Here is a 19,341-nt window from a genome sequence, read left to right on the forward strand (position 1 = left end):
CATGCCCATCCTGCCTCCCCGACTCGATGACCGCAGCTTCGACGACCTGCTCGAGGACCTGCTGGCGCGCATTCCCGCCCACACCCCGGAGTGGACCAACCCGCGCCTCGGCGACCCGGGCCGCACCTTGCTCGAACTCTTCGCCTGGCTCGGCGATGCGCTGCTCTACCGCGCCAACCTGATTCCGGAACGCCAGCGCCTGGTGTTCCTCAAGCTGCTGGGGCAGGGCCTGCGGCCGGCGCAGCCGGCGCGCGGCATCGTCAGCCTGTCGTTCGCGCAGCCCACCGAGCTTGCCGGCCTGACGCTGGCGGCCGGCGCCCGCATCAAGGCAGCGGTGCCGTTCGAGACCTTGAGCGAAACGACCGTGCTGCCGGTCACCGCCGAGGCCTACTACAAGCGGCCACTGCCCGAGGCGGACCGCCTGCGCATGGCCGACGTGCTGACCGGCCTGCAGCGGGTGCACCGCATCACCGACGAAGTGGCGGGCTATCTGACGACGCCGCTGTTCGAAGGCGGACAGGCGGCCGGGCAGGGCGTGGACGTCTTCGCCGGGAGCACCGACCGTGCGCTGTGGCTGGCGCTGCTCGCGCCTGCGGCGCAACAGCCCGAGCAGCAACCCGCGGCCAACACCGCTGCGCGCGCCGCGCTCGGCGGTGGCGACAGTGGAGCGGCGGCGCTGCTGTCGGTGGGTGTCGTCCCAGCGATCGCCGCGCCCGCGCTGTTCGAGGAGATCGGGCCACGCGCACGTGTGCCGGTGTTGTGGGAGGTCGTCACCTCTGCCGCCAATGGTCTGGACGCCGACTACCTGACGATCGAACCCCTGCCCGGTGATGCCAACGACACCACCGCAGGCCTGACCCGGCCCGGGGTGTTGCGCCTGCCGATGCCCGACGAAAGCCTGATTTTCGCCCCGGTGAATGACGTGGGCGAAAACCCGCGAGCCGGGGTGGGCGACAACCCGCCGCGCATCGACGACGCGGGGCGCGCCGCGCGCCTCGTCGGCTGGCTGCGGCTGCGGCCGAAACCGGGCAGCGGCGTCGAGAGCCTGCGCCTGTCGTGGGTGGGCGTGAATGCAGTCGAGGTGGACCAGCGCGTCACCATCGGCGGCCGCGTGCTCGGCGCGTCGACCGGCGCGGCCGACCAGGCTTTCCAGCTTCCCGCCGGCTCGGTGGATCCGGCCAGCCTGGTGTTGCAGGTTGAAGCGCCTGGGCAGGGCTACCAGCCCTGGACCCGCGTCGATGACCTGGCCGCCATCTCGGCTGACGCGGTCGTCGCACGCGAGGCGCCTGCCTTCGAGCTGGACGCGGAGACGGGCACGGTGCGCTTCGGCGATGGCGTACGCGGACGTGTGCCCGAGCGGCAGATGCGCATCCGGCTCGCTTCCGGGCGCTTCGGCGGCGGCCGCGCGGGCAATCTTCCGCAAGCCAGCCTCACCGAGGTGAGTGGCGCCACCTTGGTCGGCGTGCAGCGCAGCCTGCCCTCGATCAAGGTCTGGCAGCCGCTGGCGATGGAAGGCGGCGAGGACGCCGAAACCCTGGCTCGCGCAGAGCAACGCATCCCGGCCCTGCTGCGGCATGGCGATCGTGCGGTGACGGCCGAGGATTACCGCCGGCTGGCGGGCGAAACGCCGGGCACGGATGTCGGCCGCGTCGAAGTGCTGCCCCGCTTCAAGCCGCGTGAGCGGCGCCCCGATGTGCCCGGCGTGGTGAGCGTGATGGTGCTGCCGGCACGCCCGCTGGGCAAGGCACCCAATCCGCGACCGGACCGCCCCTTCATCGAGCGCGTGCATGCCTGGCTGTCGGCACGCACGCCGCTGGCGACCGAGCTCTATGTGATCGGCTGCGAATACGTGGCGCTGGGCGTCTCGGTGGCGGTCGCCATTCGCGATGGGTACGCGCGCGATGCGGTGCTGTTCGAGGTGCGCGAGGCGCTGCGGCGGTTGCTGTGGCCGCTGCCGCCGGGCGGGCAGGCGGGCCAGGGGTGGCCTCTGAATCGGGACGTGCGCGAGCGCGAGCTGGAGGTCGAAGTGTCGCGGGTGGCGGGCGTGGCCGAGGTGGGCGGGCTCAACCTGTTCGGCCGGGCGACGGTCGACGGCCGCGACCAGTGGTCGCTGCTCACGCGGGCAACCTCTGACGGTTCGCAGACGCTCGAGATTGCAGCCTGGCAACTGCCCGAGCTGCTGAGTGTGGTGGCAGTGGACAGCGCCGGCGGCGCGGTGGGTGCGCCCACCGACCTGTCCGCGGTGCCGAATCCCTTCGCCAGCGACACCGCGGTGGCGGTGCCGGTGGTGCCCGAGGCGTGCTGATGGACGCCAATGGACTGCGCTTCTGGTTGCTCGGCGACGACCGCCACTGGCCGTCGCGCAGCCACCTCGCGTGGCACGGCGCGTGCCGCGCACTGCGCCTGGCGAGCGAGCGCACGCTCGGTGCGCCGGTCGCGGGCGCCGCGGGCATTGCCGCATCCGCGCTGGAGCGGCTGCCGCAGGCGGTGGACCGCGAGGGCGCGGTGGCGTGGTGGGACGAGGTGGCGTCGGCCATCGTCGCCCGCAGCCATCTGCCGGATACCGCGGTCACGTTGTCGCTGGGAGAGCGGCCCGCCGACTTCGCCGCGGGCTACGACGACGTGCTTTACGTGGCGCTGTCGGGACGCGTGCTGATGCACGACCTGCGTGGCCGCTGGCCGGATCTCGTCCTGACGACGCCCGGCTTCGAGCCGTGGCGCGTGGCTGCCGACCCCGCGGGCGGCGCCTGGCTGCTGGAGCGAGCCAGTGGCCGCATCGCTCGGCTCGCGGGCTGCATGCAGGCGGCGCGACCGGCAGCGGACTACGCTCACACCACCTTCCGCCCCGATCCGGAAAACCCGGACGCGCCCCACCTGCTGCCTTGCGAGCGGGTCGCCTGGCCGATCGGCGAGCGCCCGCAGGCGATGGCGGTGAGCGCCGATGGCCGTCTTGCGCTCTTGAGCTGGTCGGGCGATGGCGACACCGCGCTACGGGTGTTGGACGTCGAGCTCGGGCTGCTGGGTGCGCCGCAGTCGCTGGCCGGTGTGCGCTTTGGCTACGCGCTCGACTGGTTGCCCGATGGCCGCATCGCGGTGCGCGTGCCGGGCCGGCGCGATGTGCCGGTGTTCGCGCCGCGGCTGGCGTTGGAGGATGGCTCCGGGATCGATGCATCGATCGTGCTGCAGCCTTCCGGAGACATCTATCCCCTTGCGGTCGATGCCGAGGAGGCGCCTTTCGCACATCGCCTGGACGATCCGCCGCGCTATCCGGTGACCGGCAACAGGGTGGAGCCGCTGCACCGGCTGTCCCTGGCGAACCTGGCGCGGCGTGGCGACGCAGCCAACTTCGGCGGTGTCGGGCAGGATGGCGGGGGTGTCCACCTGATCGACAGTGGCGACCAGCGTACGGTGTGGCATCGCCTGCATGCCGAGGCCCGCGTGCCGGCGTCCTGCGGCTTCATCGTGTGGCTCGCGGCCACTGCCGAACCCCTGCCGCCCGCCGACGGTGATGCGACGGCCTGGCATCCGCACCTCGTCGGCGAAGTCCCGCCGCTTGCGCCCGAACTTGTCCCGGGCGGCAGAGTGCCGTCCGGTGCGCTGCCGCGCGCGGCGTGGGAGCGCCTGCCCTCCGAACTGCCGGGTCATCCCGGGCTTGGCGCATGGGGCGCGCCGGAGCCCGGCCGCGCGGGGCTGTGGACGGTGCTGGTGCAGCGTCATGGCCGTCGTGTCCGCAGCCTGGTCGGGCGCTACCTGTGGGTGAGGGTGATGTTGTTCGGCGACGGCCGCGATTCGCCCGAGCTCGCCGCACTGCGCATCTACGGTTCGCGTTTCTCCTACCGCGACCACTACCTCCCGCGCCTGTATCGCGAAACCGAGTTTGGTGCGGCAGCGGAAGCGGGCCAGCCCGACGTGCCGGCGACGGCCAGCGCAGCCGACTTCCTCGAGCGCATGCTCGCCAACCCCGAAGGCTGGCTCACCGCGCTCGAGGATCGCGTTGCCGGCGCGCACCTGCTCACCGACCCCGCGGTGGCGCCGGAAGAAGCGCTCGAATGGCTGGCGGGCTGGATCGGCGTCGCGTTCGATGGCGCGCTGCCGGTGGAGCGCCGGCGTGCCTGGCTGATGCACGCGGCGGAGCTCGCACGCTTCCACGGCACCCGGCGAGGCCTGAGCCTGGCGCTGGACATCGCCACCGACGGTGGCGTCAGCGGCGGAGAGCTGGTGGTGCTGGAGGGCTTTCGCATGCGCCGCCTGATGGCCACGCTGCTGGGTGTGGACCTCGCGGTGGAAGACGATCCATTGCTGCCCGGCCTGGTCATCAGCGGCAATTCCATTGTCGGGGACACGCTGGTGCTGGGCGAGGCCGAGCGGGCCGCACTGCTGGCGTTGTTCCGCGACGAGGTCGCCAGCGACGCCGAGCGCGCGGCAGTGCTGGCCTTCTACGACAAGCTCGCGTATCGCGTGCTGGTGCTGGTGCATCAGGAAGTGGATGCGCAGGACCTTGGCCTGATCCGGCGCATCGTCGAGCTCGAGTCGCCTGCGCATGTGGAAGTGCAGGTGGACACCGCGAGCTGGCCGCTGCTGGTGGGCATCGCCAGCCTCGTCGGGGTCGACACCTACCTGGGGCCGCCGCGGCCGATCAACGCCGCGCGTGCGGATGTGTCCAGCCTGGGCAACGGCGACCTGGTGCTTGGCGTCGGCAGTCTGGACGCGCGCCTGTCCGGCGCGGTGGCGCCGATCCCGGACGCGGTGCCGCGGGGCAGGCCGGTGGCCGACGCAGGCCGCGACTTCGGCGCGCCTTTTGGAGAATCCTTCGTGCTGGACGGCAGTGCATCAAGTGCTGCCGCCGGGCGTCGCATCACCGAATTCCGGTGGCGCCGCGTCGACTGATACGAGCTGTACAGATCTCACCGTAGAAAGGAGCATCGCCATGGCAACCTTCATCATCAACCAGGTCGTGAAGACCGACACCCCCACCGTCGAAGTGACGGTCCCCACCGACAAGCCGCTGCCGCTCGGGCGTCACACCTTTCGCCTGGTGGTGGTCGATGACTCCGGCAACACCTCCATTCCCGACGAGGTGGTGGTGATCGTCGCCGACACCGTCAACCCGACGGCGGTGCTCACCGCGCCGCGTTCGGTGTCCTTCGGCACCAGCTTCACGCTGAGCGGCGAGAAATCCTTCGATGCCGGCGGCGGGCGGGTCACCACCTACCTGTGGACCTATCTCGGCCAGCCGATCACCTGAGGGGAATGCCGTCATGGTCGCCTTCGTCGTCGGGCGCGCAGTCAAGACCGCCGAGCCGGTGGTGACGGTCGACCCGGGTCTGCCGCTGGGCGTGCATCGCTTCCAGCTCCAGGTCATCACTGCCGATGGCCGCCGCAGTTCAGTCGATGTGGTGGATGTGTCGGTGCAGCGGCTGCAGATCCTGGAGCCGCTGCAGCCGGTGCTGCGGCCCACGATCATCGATCCGGTCAGTCCCGTCATCAGCCCGGCCGCGACGACGCCCCTCGCGACCAGCACGACGACCAGCACGACGATCAGCTCGACGCTGGTTCGCACCCCTCGGGAGCGGAGCGTGCGCCAGATCGACACCGACGCACCACCGGAGCCGCCCGCCGCAGGCCGCAAGACACGCAGAACGCGCAGGAGTGAATCATGAACCGAGATCTTCGCCCGCCCGCGGACGATCCCCTCTACGGCCTGCCCGATGCGGCACGGCCCAACTACGCGACGGGCATGTTGCTGGGCGCGGACGACTTCGCCGCAGAGCAGATCTATCACCGCAACCGCCTGGCGCGTGCGCTCGCCTTCGCCAGCGGTGCGGGCGCCCGTCGCCTGCCCGAAGGGCTGGGCGACAGCCCCGGGGCTGCCGGCCTGCTGGGTGGCGGCACGCTGGCCGGTCTGCGGGTGGCCTTGCGTGCAGCGAGCGGCACTCAGCCGGAGGAGATCCGCGTCGCGCCAGGGTTGGCGGTGGATCGTCTAGGCAGACTGATCGAGGTGCCGAACCCGGTGTGTCTGCGCCTTCAGCGCTGGTTCGATGGCGAGCTCGAGCGTGACGGCGGAGACGATCTGCGCCGCGCGGCGCTCGCCGATGCAGGACGGTTCGCGAGCGCGAGGCTGAACGACGAGATCGCGGCGGGCGCGGGGCCGTTGCCGGAACGCGCGGTGATCGTCGATGTGTTCGTGCGTTTCGTGACCTGCCGCCAGGCCCTGACGCCGGCCTTCGCCAGCGGTCCGTTCGATGCGCTCGATGCGGTCGAGACTTCGCGCCTGCGCGATGCGTACGAGGTGCATTTCGTGCCGCGGACGGATGGGCTCGACGACGACTTCAATGGTCTGCCCTTGCTCGATCGCGATCTGTCGGCCCTGACGGGCGCGGCGCGGCGCGATGCGCTGCAGGACGCGGTGCTCGACGGTTGGCCCGATCTGGCCGCGACCGTCGGCGCCGACAACCAGCTCGCCTCGCCGCCCGGGCACCCTCCCGGGCTGGATCCGACAGCGGTGTTCCTCGCCCGCGTGCTCATCGGCGTGGGTGCGGGCGATCCGCCCGCGCGCAGTGGGGGGGCGGTGGTCGACAACGGCGCGCGGCGCTTCCTGCCGCACCTGGGGATGCTGGCCGGCGCGCTCGGGCTGGGACTGGATTGAATTGACGCAACCTTCCGGTGCCGTGCGCCCTGCGGCGCGTGAGCCGGGACACCATGCGGCGCCGAGATGCGCCGGGGAGACAGAGTCATGGATCTGACCAAGGGACTCGGCAGGGCAAGCCTGAGCGCAGCGGAAGTTGCGGCCCTGCGTACCGCGGGTGCGCTGATCGAGGATCCGCGCCGCGAACGTCCGCGCTACTTCGACGGCCGCTTCCTTGCCGCGCGCGACCTGATCCGCGACCAGCAATACATCCTCACCCGCGAGGCCGATCTCGGCCAGGCGGCCGGCAGCGGGGTTGCCGCCGGGCTCGACGTCGAACCGGGCGGCGGCGGTGACCGGCTGCGGGTGAGCGCCGGCCATGGCGTGACGCCGGCCGGCGAGCTGGTGCTGCTGCCGCGCGATGTCGAGGTGAGGCTGGCCGACATCCCGCACGCCGAGCAATTGTCGGCACGCTTCGGGCTGGGGCGCATCGCCCATCCGCCATTGCGCAGCCGTACCGGCCTGTTCGTGCTGGCGCTGCGGCCGGTCGAATTCACCGCGGGGCCGGTCGGCGCCTATCCGACGTCCATCACCGGGCCGCGCACCGTCGAGGATGGCGACATCATCGAGGCGACCGCGATCGTGCTCGTGCCGTGGAATGACGATGGTGCCGCGGACGACCTGCAGGCGCGGCGCGGCCGGGCGGCGGCGACGATCTTCGCCGCGGCGGGCATGCGGGCGCTGTCGTCGAACGTGCTGCCGGTCGCCATGGTGGCGCTGCAGAACAATATCGTGGCCTGGATCGATGTTGCGATGGTGCGCCGGGAACTGGGCGCCGATCGAGCCGACCTGCCGGGGCTGGGGCACGCGCCGCGCGCCTTGCGCCTCGCGCACCTGATGCAGCATCAGGTGCATCTGGCCGATGTGCTGAATGCCAATGGTGGCAAGAGCTTTGCCGCGCGAGAGCACTTTTCGGCGCTGCCATCGGCCGGGCCGCTGCCACCGGGAATCATCGACACACGCGATTTCACCCAGCGCTACTTTCCGCCGGAAGTGGCGGTCGATTTCTCCATCATTCCCGAAGACGAGCTGCCGGCGCTGGTGGAGGAGTCGCTTTCGCTGCCGCCGCTCGATCTCGAGGCCGACAGCGAGACGCTGGAAGCCTGCTCGGTGCTGATTCTGGCACCGGTGCCGCGCAACGAGTGGCGGGTGGTCAGCAGCCGCCTGACGACGCGGACCCTGACGCTGCGACCGGCCGCGCTCAACCTGGTGGCAGCGCGCAAGCCGCTGGAGATTCTGCAACGGCTGCGCATCCCGAGCGTGGCCGTGACCCCCGTCCCGGTCGATCCCTCCACTGCCGAGTGGGCGCGGCTGGCCGCCTTGTCCGACCTGTGGTTCGTGCGCCGGCGCAACCTGGCCTACCGGGACGCGCTGGCGGGTGACGCGGTGCGGCTGGCTGCGGCGGAGGTCGCGCCTGCGGTGGTGCTCAATCGCCTGCAGGGCATCGGCCTGGATGCGCCCTTGAATCGCGTGCTGGAGCGGGCCACGCCACTGGCGGTTAGCGAGGCGAGCAGCCTGCTGGCCAGCCCGCGCTTTGCCGATTCGCCCACGCTGACTGCGGCGGCGCTTTCCGAGCTGTCGAAGGCCGAGACCATTGACCGCGCCACGGTGCTGAAGGTGGCCGCGGACCTCTCCGCGCCCGGGGTTGGCGATGGCCTGGTGAAGCTGGAGACGGCGACGGCGGACACGGCACCGAGCAAGGCAGCGTTGCAGACCATCGCCGATGGCGGGGAATGGCGCAGCGCGGATCTCGCCGCGGCCACGGCGACACGCACCGAACTGACGCCGCTGGCCAACAAGCTGCTGAGCCCGGAGGTGGTGCGGCCGACGACGGCTGTCACGGGTGCGACGGTGCGGCCGGCGACGGTTGCCGCGGGTGCGACCGTCAGGCCACGCGCGGGGGCACCCACGGCACCGGCAGCAGGCACGGATGCGCGAGCGAAGCCCGCCGCCCGGACGACCGGGGCGGCTGCATCCGGCGGGTCCCGCGCGGCGGCGAAGGGCAGTGGCGGCGGTGAGGGCGGTGCGGGCGAGGCGGTGGCGCGTCGTCGCAAGGCTCCGGCCGAAACCGGTCCTGGCGAACCCGCGTCGACGTCCCCTTCGGGCAGGCGTCGCAAGCCGGCTGGTGGCACGGGTGAGAAGTGAAGGCCGGCGGGCGGCGCTGCGCCGCTGGCGGCTTGATGATTGACGGAGGTGTCGCGTGAGCATCACACCGATCAAGGGTTCCCTGCGGGGCGAACAGGTGGTGCACCTCGCTCCGGAAAATGCGGCGGACGTATCGCGCTGGTGGCTGCGACGCCCGAACCTGTTTGCCGGTCGCACGTTGACGGGGCCGACGCTGCAGGGCCGCCAGGCCTGGGCCGCCGCGCATGTGGCGCTGCGCGGGCGATCCTTCACCGCTGGCGTCGTGCGGGGGTTGGAGGCCGTGCTGCTGGGCGGCAGCAGCGGGCTCGCCGATGCCCGCATCGCCCTCATGCAGGGCAGCGGACTCGCCTTCGGCGGCGACGACGTGCGGGTGCCGCAGGCTGTCGAATTCGCGCTGGCCGGTCTTTCCGTCGTCGGTGATCCGTCGGCGTTCGCCCCCGCCGAGGGCGGCAGCGGTGGAGGCGGGGGCGAAGGCAGCAGCGGCGGTGGTTCGGTCTTGCGGACGAAGGTCATCGGGCCCCGCCTTGGCGACCTCGTTGCGCAGCGCCCCGATGCCATCCCTCGCGTCGGCGTCCTGGTGCTGCAAGCGGTGTCGGCGGATCGCATCGGCGAGTTCGACCCGACGGACCCTTGCGGGCTGGACGGGTGCGGCTCCGGCAACGTCACCTCCTTCGAGGACTGGCGCATCGGCGACGCGGCGCGCCTGCTCTGGTATGCGTGGCCCACGGAGCTCGACGCATTCGCGCTCGATGTGGTGCTGGCCGCGGCGCCGGCACGCTGGCGCAACCTGCTCGCCTGGCAGGTGTTCGATGCCGAACGCAGGCTCGGGCCCGATGACGCGTTGCCGTGGGAGGAGTACGGCGTTGCGGTCGGGCTGGTGTGCTGCGACGCGACGTGGAATCCGCTTTTCCTCGACCGCGCCAGCGTGGTGCGGGCGGGCGGCCGCGGGCGCTACGACCGCATGGGCGGCGGGGCCGAAGGTCTCGCGGCGCACTGGCGCCTGCCCGGGCTGTGGCAGGCCCAGCTCGAACAACTGGCCGAGCAGGTGGCTGCGGCGGGTGAGCCAGCGCCGCCGCCGGCGACGCTGGCGGCAGGGTTCAGCCGCCTGCCGCCGTTTGGGCTGCTGCCCGCCAATGTGGTGGACCTGACCACCCTGCGCAGCGGTTTTTTTGCCGGGAGCTTCGAACTGGATGCTGCACCGGTTCCGGTGGAGCAACTCGACGCCGCGCTTGCGGAGGCCGCTGCGCTGGCACCGCTGGACACCGCGCTCGGTGGCCGGGTGCGGGTGCTGGTGCCGGTGCCGCAGGCGGTGTTCGAGCCGCGGTTGTTGCTGCGCGAGGTGATCGATCCCGAGTTCGCGACGACGCTGGCGGGGTTCCTGTCGGTGCGCGCGCGCTGGCTGGGCGACCGCCAGGGCTTGCGCACCCGCGCATCGCTGCTTGCACGTGCCATTTCCGGCAAGACGCTGGAGGTTCCGGCCATCGCGGACGATCCCGAAGCGCTGGAGCCGGAATCGCTTGCGCCGTGGGGGCCGCCGCCGGCAGGCGGTGGTCATCGGTCCACTCTCAAGGCGGGCATACACCAGCATTTCTTCGAGGCCGCGACCGAGACTCTCAGCGTGGCAGCCGGGGAGACGCTGTTCGCCTGGGTCTGTCTCGACCCGGACAACCCGCCGCGCAGCCTGATGCTGCAATGGCACGCCGGCACCTGGGAACATCGCGCCTACTGGGGCGAGAACCTCATCCCCTGGGGCGCCGATGCGACGCCTGCCCGCGCGCGCGCGGGCGACCTGCCCGCCGCCGGGCAGTGGGTTAGGCTGACCCTTCCGGCGGCGCTCGTCGGCCTGGTCGGCGCGACGATCGAGGGCATGGCCTTCACCCTCTACGACGGCCGGGCCGCGTTCGGCATGACCGGCGTGGCCGCGCCCGACGGCGGGCAGCGCAAGTGGTTCTGCGGCGTGCTGCCGACCGGCGCGCAGCAGAACGGCGATGAACGCTGGGAAATGCTGACGCAAAACGACCTGTGGTCGCCGTTCGAAGCAATTTCCGAGGTCTTGCCGGCCGACGGCTCGAACGCGCCGGGCAGCGGTGGGCACACCGAACCGGCCGCGAGCGGCGTGCACCAGCACTTCTTCGAGAATGCCGGCCAGACCCTGACGGTGGCGGCCAGCGAGCGGTTTTACTGCTGGGTGTTCGTCGATCCGAACAACCCGCCGGCGCAACTGATGCTGCAGTGGCGCGCGGGGGGCACTTGGGAGCACCGCGCCTACTGGGGCCTGTCGCGCATCGACTGGGGGCAGGACGGAACGGTGTCGCGTCGCCGGCTCGGTGCCTTGCCGCGGCCCGGGCGCTGGCTGCGGCTGGAGATCGCGCCCGATGCGGTCGGCCTCGCCGGGCTCGCCATCGACGGCATGGCGTTCACGCTTTTCGACGGCGCCGCGGCCTTCGGGCCATGCGGCGCGCTGACGCCGGCGAGCGCGAACGCGGCGGAAACCTCGCGCGAGTGGTTTGCCGGCAGCCTGCCGCGGGGCGCGACGCCGCGCGGCCTGTGGCAGTTCCTGTCCGCACGCGACCTGCGCGCGCCCACTTCGGCCGGCAACAACGGCCAGGTGGCGGCGCTCACCCGTCTGCATGACGATGCGGCGCTGGCGCCGCTCTCCGCGCAGGAGCGCTACCAGCTCTTCCAGCTTGGGCTCGAAGGCTTCATCGCCTACCTGAAGGCGCGCGCAGATCGCGCCGACGACCTGGTCGATTTCAACTTCGTGAAGGTGCAGACCGACATCTACCGGGTGCGCCAGCTCATCCTCGGCACCACGGCGGCCACCCGGCTTGCGGTGTCACCGGCGCTGGCCAACATTGCGCAGGCCGAGACGGCCGTGGCGTCGACCGAGCGGATCGCGGGCTTCTTCGACGAACTCAAGAAGGAGTCCGTTGCCACCACGCAGGCCCGCACCCTCGCCGCAGGTGCGAGCGAGCCGGTTGCCCGCGGCTTCAGCTTCAATGCCGCCCTCGACAAGTCCGTGGAGCTGCAGGCATCGTCGACGATGGAGTTGCGCTCGACGACGATCGTCGAGCCGCTGCTGATCCAGCCCCGCCAGGACGCCGTCGACCTGAAGTTGGCGAGCGGCGGCACGAAGGATTTCTTCGCCGAGGCGACCGGGTTTGCACCGCCCGTCAAGGTGGGCGGCTTCGTGCCGTCAGACATCACTGATGCGGCGCCGCTGGTGGGCAAGGCCGACGTGCGCACGACGAGCATCGCCGAACGACTGGCGGCACCCAAGGCGACCGAAGCCAAGGACTACACGACCTCTACCCGCTACGACGCGGTGCGCAGCCTGCTGGCCTTTGCCGACGAATTGCAGGCGGCTGACGGCGGCGAGCCGGCAGGGCTGTTCGACGGCGTGCATTTCTTTGGGGTGCGCGGCGATCCCTCCCTGTTCTACGACAGCGAGGCGGAGATCAACAATCCTGATCGGCCCTTGCCCAACGCTGACACGGACGATCCAGCGCAACAGGCGGTGCTCAACGGCATGCGGCGCAGCCTGCCGCTGAGCGAGTTGATGACCCAGCGCTGGCGCCTGCCGCTGATGCTGCGCTCGCCGTCGCGGACCAAGATCGACGAGTCGGCGCACTTCTCCGACGGGGCGGACCTGGCGGACAACACGGTGGCGCTGATGCGCCAGCTCGAGGGGCGCATCAAGCTCTATCGCAATGCCATCGCTGCCAGCCAGAAGGTTCTGGACAGCCTGCGCGCCAGCGCGGCGGCGCTGGAGTCCCGCCTCAAGGTGGTTGGTGAGGAACTGGCCGAGGCGCGCCATGACGTGTCGGTGACGCGCGCGCTGATCGCCGAGGAGGAAGCCCGGCTGGCCGCCATCAACGCCCGCCGTGCGCAGGTCCTGCAGCAGCATGTGCATTTCCTGGCATACCAGCGTCCGCGCGAGGCGGACCTGATCGCGAGCGCGCCGATGCGCACGCTCGACCCAGGCCTGCTCGCGCCGCCACTGCCTGCATGCTTCATGGAGCACCAGGGCGCGCCCGACGAGCTGCGCGATCTGCTGGCGGTGGTGCGTGAGGCGCCGGCGCGCTGGTTTGCCGGCGTGCCCTTGCTGCTCGACCGCCTTGACCGTGTCGACCTGTTGGTGAAGACGGTGCAGTCCGCACAGTTGCGCAGCCAGATCATGACGCTGAAGGCGGCGGCCGCACCCGCGGCCAGTGCCCCGGCGAGTGGCGTCGCTGCCAGCATTGCGCGCCTGCAGACGAAGCAGTTGCAGGCGGTGCAGAACCTGCGCGTGGCGGCGACGCGGGTCGACCCGTCGCTGATCGCCAGCCTGGGCTGGCAGGGCGCGCGCGCGCAGGTCGAACAGGTGGTGTCGCTGGGCGATCTGATCGACGGCGAGCATGGCCGGGGCGATGTGGCACAGAAGGCCGCGGCACTCTTCGACGACGTCTCGCGCATCGCCGCCTGCCTGCACGAAGGCTTCTCGTCGGTACTGCCGACGATCCGGCTGGACTGGGCTGAGCGCGTGTCGCAGTTCGACGTGGCGCCGCGCCTGCGGAACCTCGCCAGCCTGCCGCGCTGGGGCGAGATCGCCTATGCCGAGCGCCGCCAGATGCAGGCGGCTGTCGACTGGCTGTTCGGCCAACTGCGGCCCGGCGTCGCCGAGGCGGAGAGTCTGATGAACGACGTGGTGCGCATGTGCCTGCTGCTGGCGAGCCATGCGCCGATCAACCGCATCGTGTCGGGCCGCCTGCCGGCGCCGGTCACCGCCATTCCTGGTGTGCGCATTCCGATCCGCGTCACCGAAGTGGGCAAGCTGCGCGTCGGCATGCAGGCGCTGGTGTATCAGGCAGAGCGCGTGGTGGCGCGGGCGACGGTGGATGACGTGGGCTCCGTTCAGGTGGCGGCCACGCTGATCCAGGTCGAAGGCAACCGCGTCGAGCTGGCGGCAGAGACGCGCGTGCAGTTCCTCGATGCGGCCAGCCCGGTGGCGATGAGCGCGGTGCGCGTCAAGAGTGCCACCGTGAGATAGCGCATGGCGACCGAGCGCACCGTCCGCCAGCTCCGTGTGCGCGCGCCGGACGAGGCGCTCGTACGCCGTGCGCGGATGTTGCTGGAGGATGCGCTGCGCACGGCGAGCCTGCCGGGCGACGGTGCCGCGGTGGTGCTGGTCCGAAGGCTCTCCCTGCCTGCCTTCAGCAGCGCATCGACGCCGCAAAGCCTGGCGCTTGCGCTGGAGGCGTATTGCCGGTCCCTGCAGATCGTGACAGTGAGCGAGGCAACGACCGAAGACGAGTTAGCCGCGGCAGCGGCGGTGCGTTTTCGTGATCCGCTCCACGCGCGCCAGGACCTCGGCCTGCGCCTGCTGCGGGGGACGCCTCCCGCGGCCTGGTGCTGGGCGCTTGCGGTGCCCGGTTACCACCCGCGGCTCGGGCTCGGTGAGGCCTTGTGTGTGGTCGCGATGTCGCTGGTGGATCTGCCCGAGGCCGAGGTCGCGGTGCCGCTCTGGCTGGATACGATCATTGCCCAGGGCGGCATTGCCCGGCTGGTCGCGTCCTTGGACGAGGATGATGCTGAGGCGCTCCTGGCAGTTCTGCCTGCAGCATCGCGGCCCAGCGCCGCTGCCGGTGTGCGTCCCTCGCCCGGGAGCGCGAACGCTGCGGGCGACGTACGGCGCGTGCACGCGTCGGATGCTGGGGCGACGCTTTCCGCTGACTGGCGCCGGACCATGGCCTGGGCGCGGCACGCCTTGGCCCCTGCGGACGTCCGCTTGCGTCTGATAGAGACGTGCGCGCATTCACGCATGCTTGCGGCCCGGCCCGGCGTTGCCGAGCCGCCCCTGCCGGCCGACGATGTGCGCGGGCCGTCGGCGGAGACGCGGCGGGCAGCGGGTGAAGGGCATCGTCGGGGTGGGCAAGGGACGGCTTCGGCCGCCGGCAGGGATGGCGGATTGGGCTCCGGTCATGACGATCGCGGGGCCTCTCGATCGCCCAGCGACTCGCGCGCGGCGCACGGCGAAGCAACAGCCCCGGGTGCTGCGAGCACCGTACGTCTGCAGGCGGGCAGCCTGGAGTCAGCGGCCGCCGGGCCTGCTGGAGCCCATGATGTGCCCGCCGATCTCCCCGGACGGCTGCACCCTGTCGCGGGCGGCACGGGCATGGCGCCCGAGCGCACGACCGCGGCCGGGCTGCTCTTTCTGCTGCCCGTCCTGGCGTCGCTCGGTCTGCCGGAATGGCTGGAGGAAAACCCCGCGTGGCGGGACGCAGCGCTGCCTGCGCGCATCCTCGCTTGCACGCTTCGACGCCTGCAGGTGCCCGAGGATGATCCGGCCTGGTTGCTGGGCATGGCTGCAGCAGATCGTCGCGAGCCCATGCCTGCCGAGGATTGCTGGTCTGCCCTGGTCGCGGCTGGCCTGCAGCCGAAGGCGCAACGGACCGTCGAGGAAATCTGGCTCGGCGGTTGCCGGCGCTGGCTGCGGATGCGCGCACGCATCGGCGTGGCCGATCTGGTCCTGCGGCCCGGTCACATGGCGATCACCGCCACGCATGCCGATGTCTGGATGGCGATCGAGCAGACCGATCTTCGCGTGCGGCGCGCGGGACTCGATCTCGATCCGGGCTGGTTGCCCTGGCTGGGGCGGGTCGTTCACTTCCACTATGGCGACACCGAACCATGAACCATCCCGAACGGGTGCCACCGCTGCCCGACGATCTTCCCCGTTCGGCCGGGCTCGGCGCCTCATCGTCTGCCGCGGGCTCACGCCGAGACGACGTGGCGCAACTGCCCTCGCTCAACGAGATCGCCCTCGCGCTGCTCGCGCCGGCCGATAGCGAGGCTGTGCGCGAGCCCGGCAGCGAGGCCGCCTGGCTGTCGGCGCTGGGTCGCGCTGTCGATCGATTTGCGCAGGCCGTGGCTGCCGGGGTACATGGTCGCGCTGACGCGGTGCGCGTTGCGCTGGCCGCATGGCAACGGCAGGCGCCGGAGGCGGACCGCTTCCTGCACGCGCTTGCCAGCCGCGATCGGCTGAGCCTCCCCGAGACCGCAGCCATCGCGCTTGCCTGCGCCAGCGAGCTGTCGCCGATGGCGGCAAGGGCGCTGATCTGGCTGCAGCATCCTGTCGGCGAGGCCCGCCCCACCGTGGGGCTGCTGGCGAGCATCTGCGAACGCGTCGGCGAACCGCATGTGCTTGCACGCCTTGCCGAGGGCCCGGCATACCGGCACGGCGCACTGCAATTGCTGCCCGAGGACCGGCCGCTGTGCGAGCGCAGCGTGCGGGTGCCATTACCCCTGGTGCTTGCCCTGGCAGGCCACGAAGGCAGGCCGGACAACGTCGAGCTCGACCCGCAGGGCCTGCCGGCACTGTCGGCATCGGTGGTCGCTGCCGCACAGCGTCACGCACAGGGGCTCGAAAGCAAGGGCGTGCGCGTGCTGGTCGTCCGCAGCGGACATGCAGCGGAAGCACGCGCTGCGGCCGCGGAGGTGGCCGTGGCGCTCGATCGCCGGGCCGCCTTCGTCGAAGGCGACCCGCCACCTGGTTTGGGCGACTGGCTATGGTTGCGCGCCTGCGTCCCGGTGCTGTGCCGGCGCCTGGGCCCGGGCGAGCGCTTCCAGGTGCCGGTGATTCCCGGTTACCAGGGCGCAGTGCTGGTGGCCACGGGTGTGGACGGCAGCGTCGAGAGCGCCGGCGCAGTGGCGCAGTGGCGCGTTGCCGTGCCGCCCCCAGCCGAGCGTGCGGTGCTGTGGCAGACGGCGCTCGGGCGGGGCGTGGAAGTCGACGCGCTGGCGGGCACGCACCGCCACTCGGCGGGCCGGATCGCCGAGCTGGGCGAGGCAGCTCGTTCGGCGGCGGCCACCGCGGGCGTCGGGTTGCAGGCCGCACACGTCGCCCAGGCTGCGCGAGCGGGGGTCGGCGCCGATCTGGGAGCGCTCGCCGAGCTGCTCGCCGACGACATCCCGGATGACGCGCTGGTGTTGACCCCGGCCCTGCATGAGGCGCTGGCGACGCTGCTGGCCCGTTGCCGGGTGCGGGACGGCCTGGCTGACGGGCTCGGCATCGCAGCCAGGGCGCGCTACAAGCCGGGCGTGCGTGCACTGCTGGTCGGTCCGTCGGGTACCGGCAAGACGCTCGCTGCGGGCTGGCTCGCGACGCAGCTTGGGCTTCCGCTCTACCGCGTCGACCTGGCTTCGGTCACCAGCAAGTACATCGGCGAGACGGAGAAGAACCTCGCCGAGCTTTTCGCACGCGCGGAGCACGCCGAGGTGGTGCTGCTCTTCGACGAAGCCGATTCGCTCTTCGGCAAGCGCACCGACGTCAAGGATGCGAACGACCGCTTCGCCAACCAGCAGACCAATTACCTGCTGCAGCGCATCGAGTCGTACGAGGGCATCACGCTGCTGACGAGCAACAGCCGCGCGCGCTTCGACTCCGCCTTCACGCGCCGGCTCGATGCCATCATCGAGTTTCCCTCGCCCGGCCCCGAAGAGCGCCGGGCGCTGTGGCTCGCACACCTTGGCGACGGGCACCGGCTCGACGCCGCAGTGCTCAACCGCCTTGCCGGCACCTGCGACCTGGCGGGCGGCCACATCCGCAATGCGGTGTTTGCAGCGGCGGCCCTTGCGCGGGTGCGCGGCGAAGCGGTGTCGGAAGCTGACGTCGTGTCTGCGGTGGCGGCCGAATACCGCAAGCTCGGCAAGCCCGCACCGGCGGGTCTGGAGCGGCCGGGATGAAAGGCGCCCTGGCGCACACATCCAGGATCCAGCCGACCGGGCGTGAGCAGCGCGACGGGTTGGATGGTGCGGAGCGCAAGGCGGCCGCGCCTGAAGCCGGGCTGCCGCGCTTTCTTTCCGGCGGCGCGGTTCAGGCCAAGCTCGAAGTGGGCGCGGTGGACGACCCCATGGAGCGCGATGCCGACGAATTCGCGCGCGCGGTGGAACGGGGAGAGCAGGCGTCGCCGCGATTCCTGTCGGGCGGGCACGGTATCGAGGCGCGCGGTGGGGCCGGGGGCCAGCGCGACGAGCTGGCGGCGTCGCGGGCGGAGGTGAGCATCAGGCGGCGGAAGGTGGGCCACGATGAGCCGCTGCAGGACAGCTCTGCGCCTTTGCCACGCTCTGACGGCGATACCGCGTCAGGCGGCGGCGCGCCGCTCGCCGCGCCGCTTCGAACACGCATCGAAGGCTCGCTGGGACGGGATCTGGGCGCTGTGCGGGTGCACACCGGTGCGGGTGCCGAACAGGCTGCGGCGCGCCTGCAGGCCCGCGCCTTCACCCATGGCCGTGACATCTGGCTGGGGGCGCGGCATGCGCCCGATGAACTCGGCCTGGTGGCGCATGAAGTCGCGCATGTTGTGCAGCAGGGCGGTGCCCCGGGACCGGTGCGGCGGAGCTCCGAAACTGCGCCGCCCGGGGCGGCCCCGTCACCTGCACGGCAGAGCTTCGCGTTCTCGGAAGAGGACATGGAGGCGCGGCTTGCCGCGACGCCGCCCGAGGGGGCGGATACCAGCGCCCCGACGGTCGAGCTGGAGAGTTCCACGGCTGGGAAGCTGAACGAGGTCGAGCGCGAGAAGGGCGAAGGTGGCGGGTCCGCCGGCGGGGGCGGCGGAGGCCAAGGCGAAGGTGGCGCGGAGGGCGGCGCAGGCGAGGGCGAGGAGGAACGGGAGGCCGCCGAGGGTGGCGCCGGCACCCCTCATGCGCAGGGTGCGGGCGCGGCCGGCGCCGAGTCACCTCCCGAGTCGCCACCGACGCCGGTGCCTGGCCCCGCCGCGGAATTCGAGAGCCTCGTCGCCGCCGATGTCGCTGCCTACCTCGACGGCAACCTGTCGGCGGAACGGCTGGCCGCGCTCGACCCGCAAACCCGCTCGCTGCTCGAGGCGGTCGATCTGCTGGGCGACCGGCAGATCACCGACCCCGAGGCGAGCGCCTTGCAGGCCCTGGGCGGCGAGGCACTGCAGCCGGGGGCGGCGGTCACCGGCTACGAGGTGGAGCCGCTCTGGCTGCGGACGCTCGCCAACGTTCGCGACATCACCGGCCAGCTCGGCGGCATCGTCGGCATCATCGGCCTGGTCGCGACGGTCAGCGGCTTCATCCTGAGCCTGCTGATTCCGCCGGTCGGGGCCTTCCTGCTCACCGTCGGGCGCTTCTGCGACGTCGCTGCGCTGATCCTCGATGCGATCAGCCTCGTGCTCGGCATCGTCCTGACCGGCTACAACCTCTACCGCCTGAAGAATGAGACTGACCCCGAGGAGCGCCGCCGACTGCTCGGCATGGTGCGCCAGGACGCGATGGGCACGGTGATGAGCGCCGTCGCCGTCGCAACCGCGGTGGCCCCGGGTGCAGGGCGCGCGCTGGGTCGGGCGGGGCGCCGCGTGTCGGGCGGCCTGCGCGCTGCATCGCGCGCGCCCGGGGCGCTCGGCCGCGGGGCGCGGGCGATCCGTTCGGTGGGCGCGGTGATGAGCGCCGTCGCCGTCGCAACCGCGGTGGCCCCGGGTGCAGGGCGCGCGCTGGGTCGGGCGGGGCGC

General features: G+C 71.8%; 10 protein-coding genes. All 10 read left to right on the forward strand.

From position 1 onward, the window contains the following. The first annotated feature begins 1 nt into the window (after window position 1). Window positions 2–2,305, forward strand: a complete 2,304-nt coding sequence (locus GH664_RS20010; RefSeq protein WP_153169880.1) for a putative baseplate assembly protein — start codon at window positions 2–4, stop codon at window positions 2,303–2,305. Beyond that, on the forward strand, window positions 2,305–4,887 hold the full coding sequence (locus GH664_RS20015; protein ID WP_153169881.1) for a phage tail protein: 2,583 nt from the start codon (window positions 2,305–2,307) through the stop codon (window positions 4,885–4,887). The genes GH664_RS20010 and GH664_RS20015 overlap by 1 nt, the downstream gene beginning before the upstream one ends. Before the next feature lie 40 nt (window positions 4,888–4,927). Next, a complete protein-coding gene (locus GH664_RS20020) occupies window positions 4,928–5,245 on the forward strand; it encodes a hypothetical protein (protein ID WP_153169882.1) in 318 nt (105 codons plus the stop codon). A gap of 13 nt (window positions 5,246–5,258) precedes the next feature. Further along, on the forward strand, window positions 5,259–5,660 hold the full coding sequence (locus GH664_RS20025; RefSeq protein WP_153169883.1) for a hypothetical protein: 402 nt from the start codon (window positions 5,259–5,261) through the stop codon (window positions 5,658–5,660). After that, entirely contained in the window at window positions 5,657–6,646 is a 990-nt protein-coding gene (locus GH664_RS20030) for a hypothetical protein (protein ID WP_153169884.1), read from the forward strand. The genes GH664_RS20025 and GH664_RS20030 overlap by 4 nt, the downstream gene beginning before the upstream one ends. A gap of 87 nt (window positions 6,647–6,733) precedes the next feature. Next, a complete protein-coding gene (locus GH664_RS20035; protein ID WP_153169885.1) occupies window positions 6,734–8,830 on the forward strand; it encodes a hypothetical protein in 2,097 nt (698 codons plus the stop codon). Between the two features lie 55 nt (window positions 8,831–8,885). Next, a complete protein-coding gene (locus GH664_RS20040) occupies window positions 8,886–13,859 on the forward strand; it encodes a hypothetical protein (protein ID WP_153169886.1) in 4,974 nt (1,657 codons plus the stop codon). A 3-nt stretch (window positions 13,860–13,862) separates the two neighbouring features. Continuing rightward, window positions 13,863–15,503, forward strand: a complete 1,641-nt coding sequence (locus tag GH664_RS20045; protein WP_153169887.1) for a hypothetical protein — start codon at window positions 13,863–13,865, stop codon at window positions 15,501–15,503. Beyond that, window positions 15,500–17,554 (forward strand): ATP-binding protein, encoded by a 2,055-nt coding sequence (locus tag GH664_RS20050; protein ID WP_153169888.1) that lies wholly within the window; start codon window positions 15,500–15,502, stop codon window positions 17,552–17,554. The genes GH664_RS20045 and GH664_RS20050 overlap by 4 nt, the downstream gene beginning before the upstream one ends. Next, a partial coding sequence (locus GH664_RS20055; protein ID WP_153169889.1) for a DUF4157 domain-containing protein occupies window positions 17,551–19,341 on the forward strand: 1,791 nt, incomplete at its 3' end. The genes GH664_RS20050 and GH664_RS20055, both read left to right, overlap by 4 nt.

This window comes from Thauera sp. 2A1 (genome assembly GCF_009469595.2).
In the GTDB taxonomy this organism is placed as follows: Bacteria; Pseudomonadota; Gammaproteobacteria; order Burkholderiales; family Rhodocyclaceae; genus Thauera.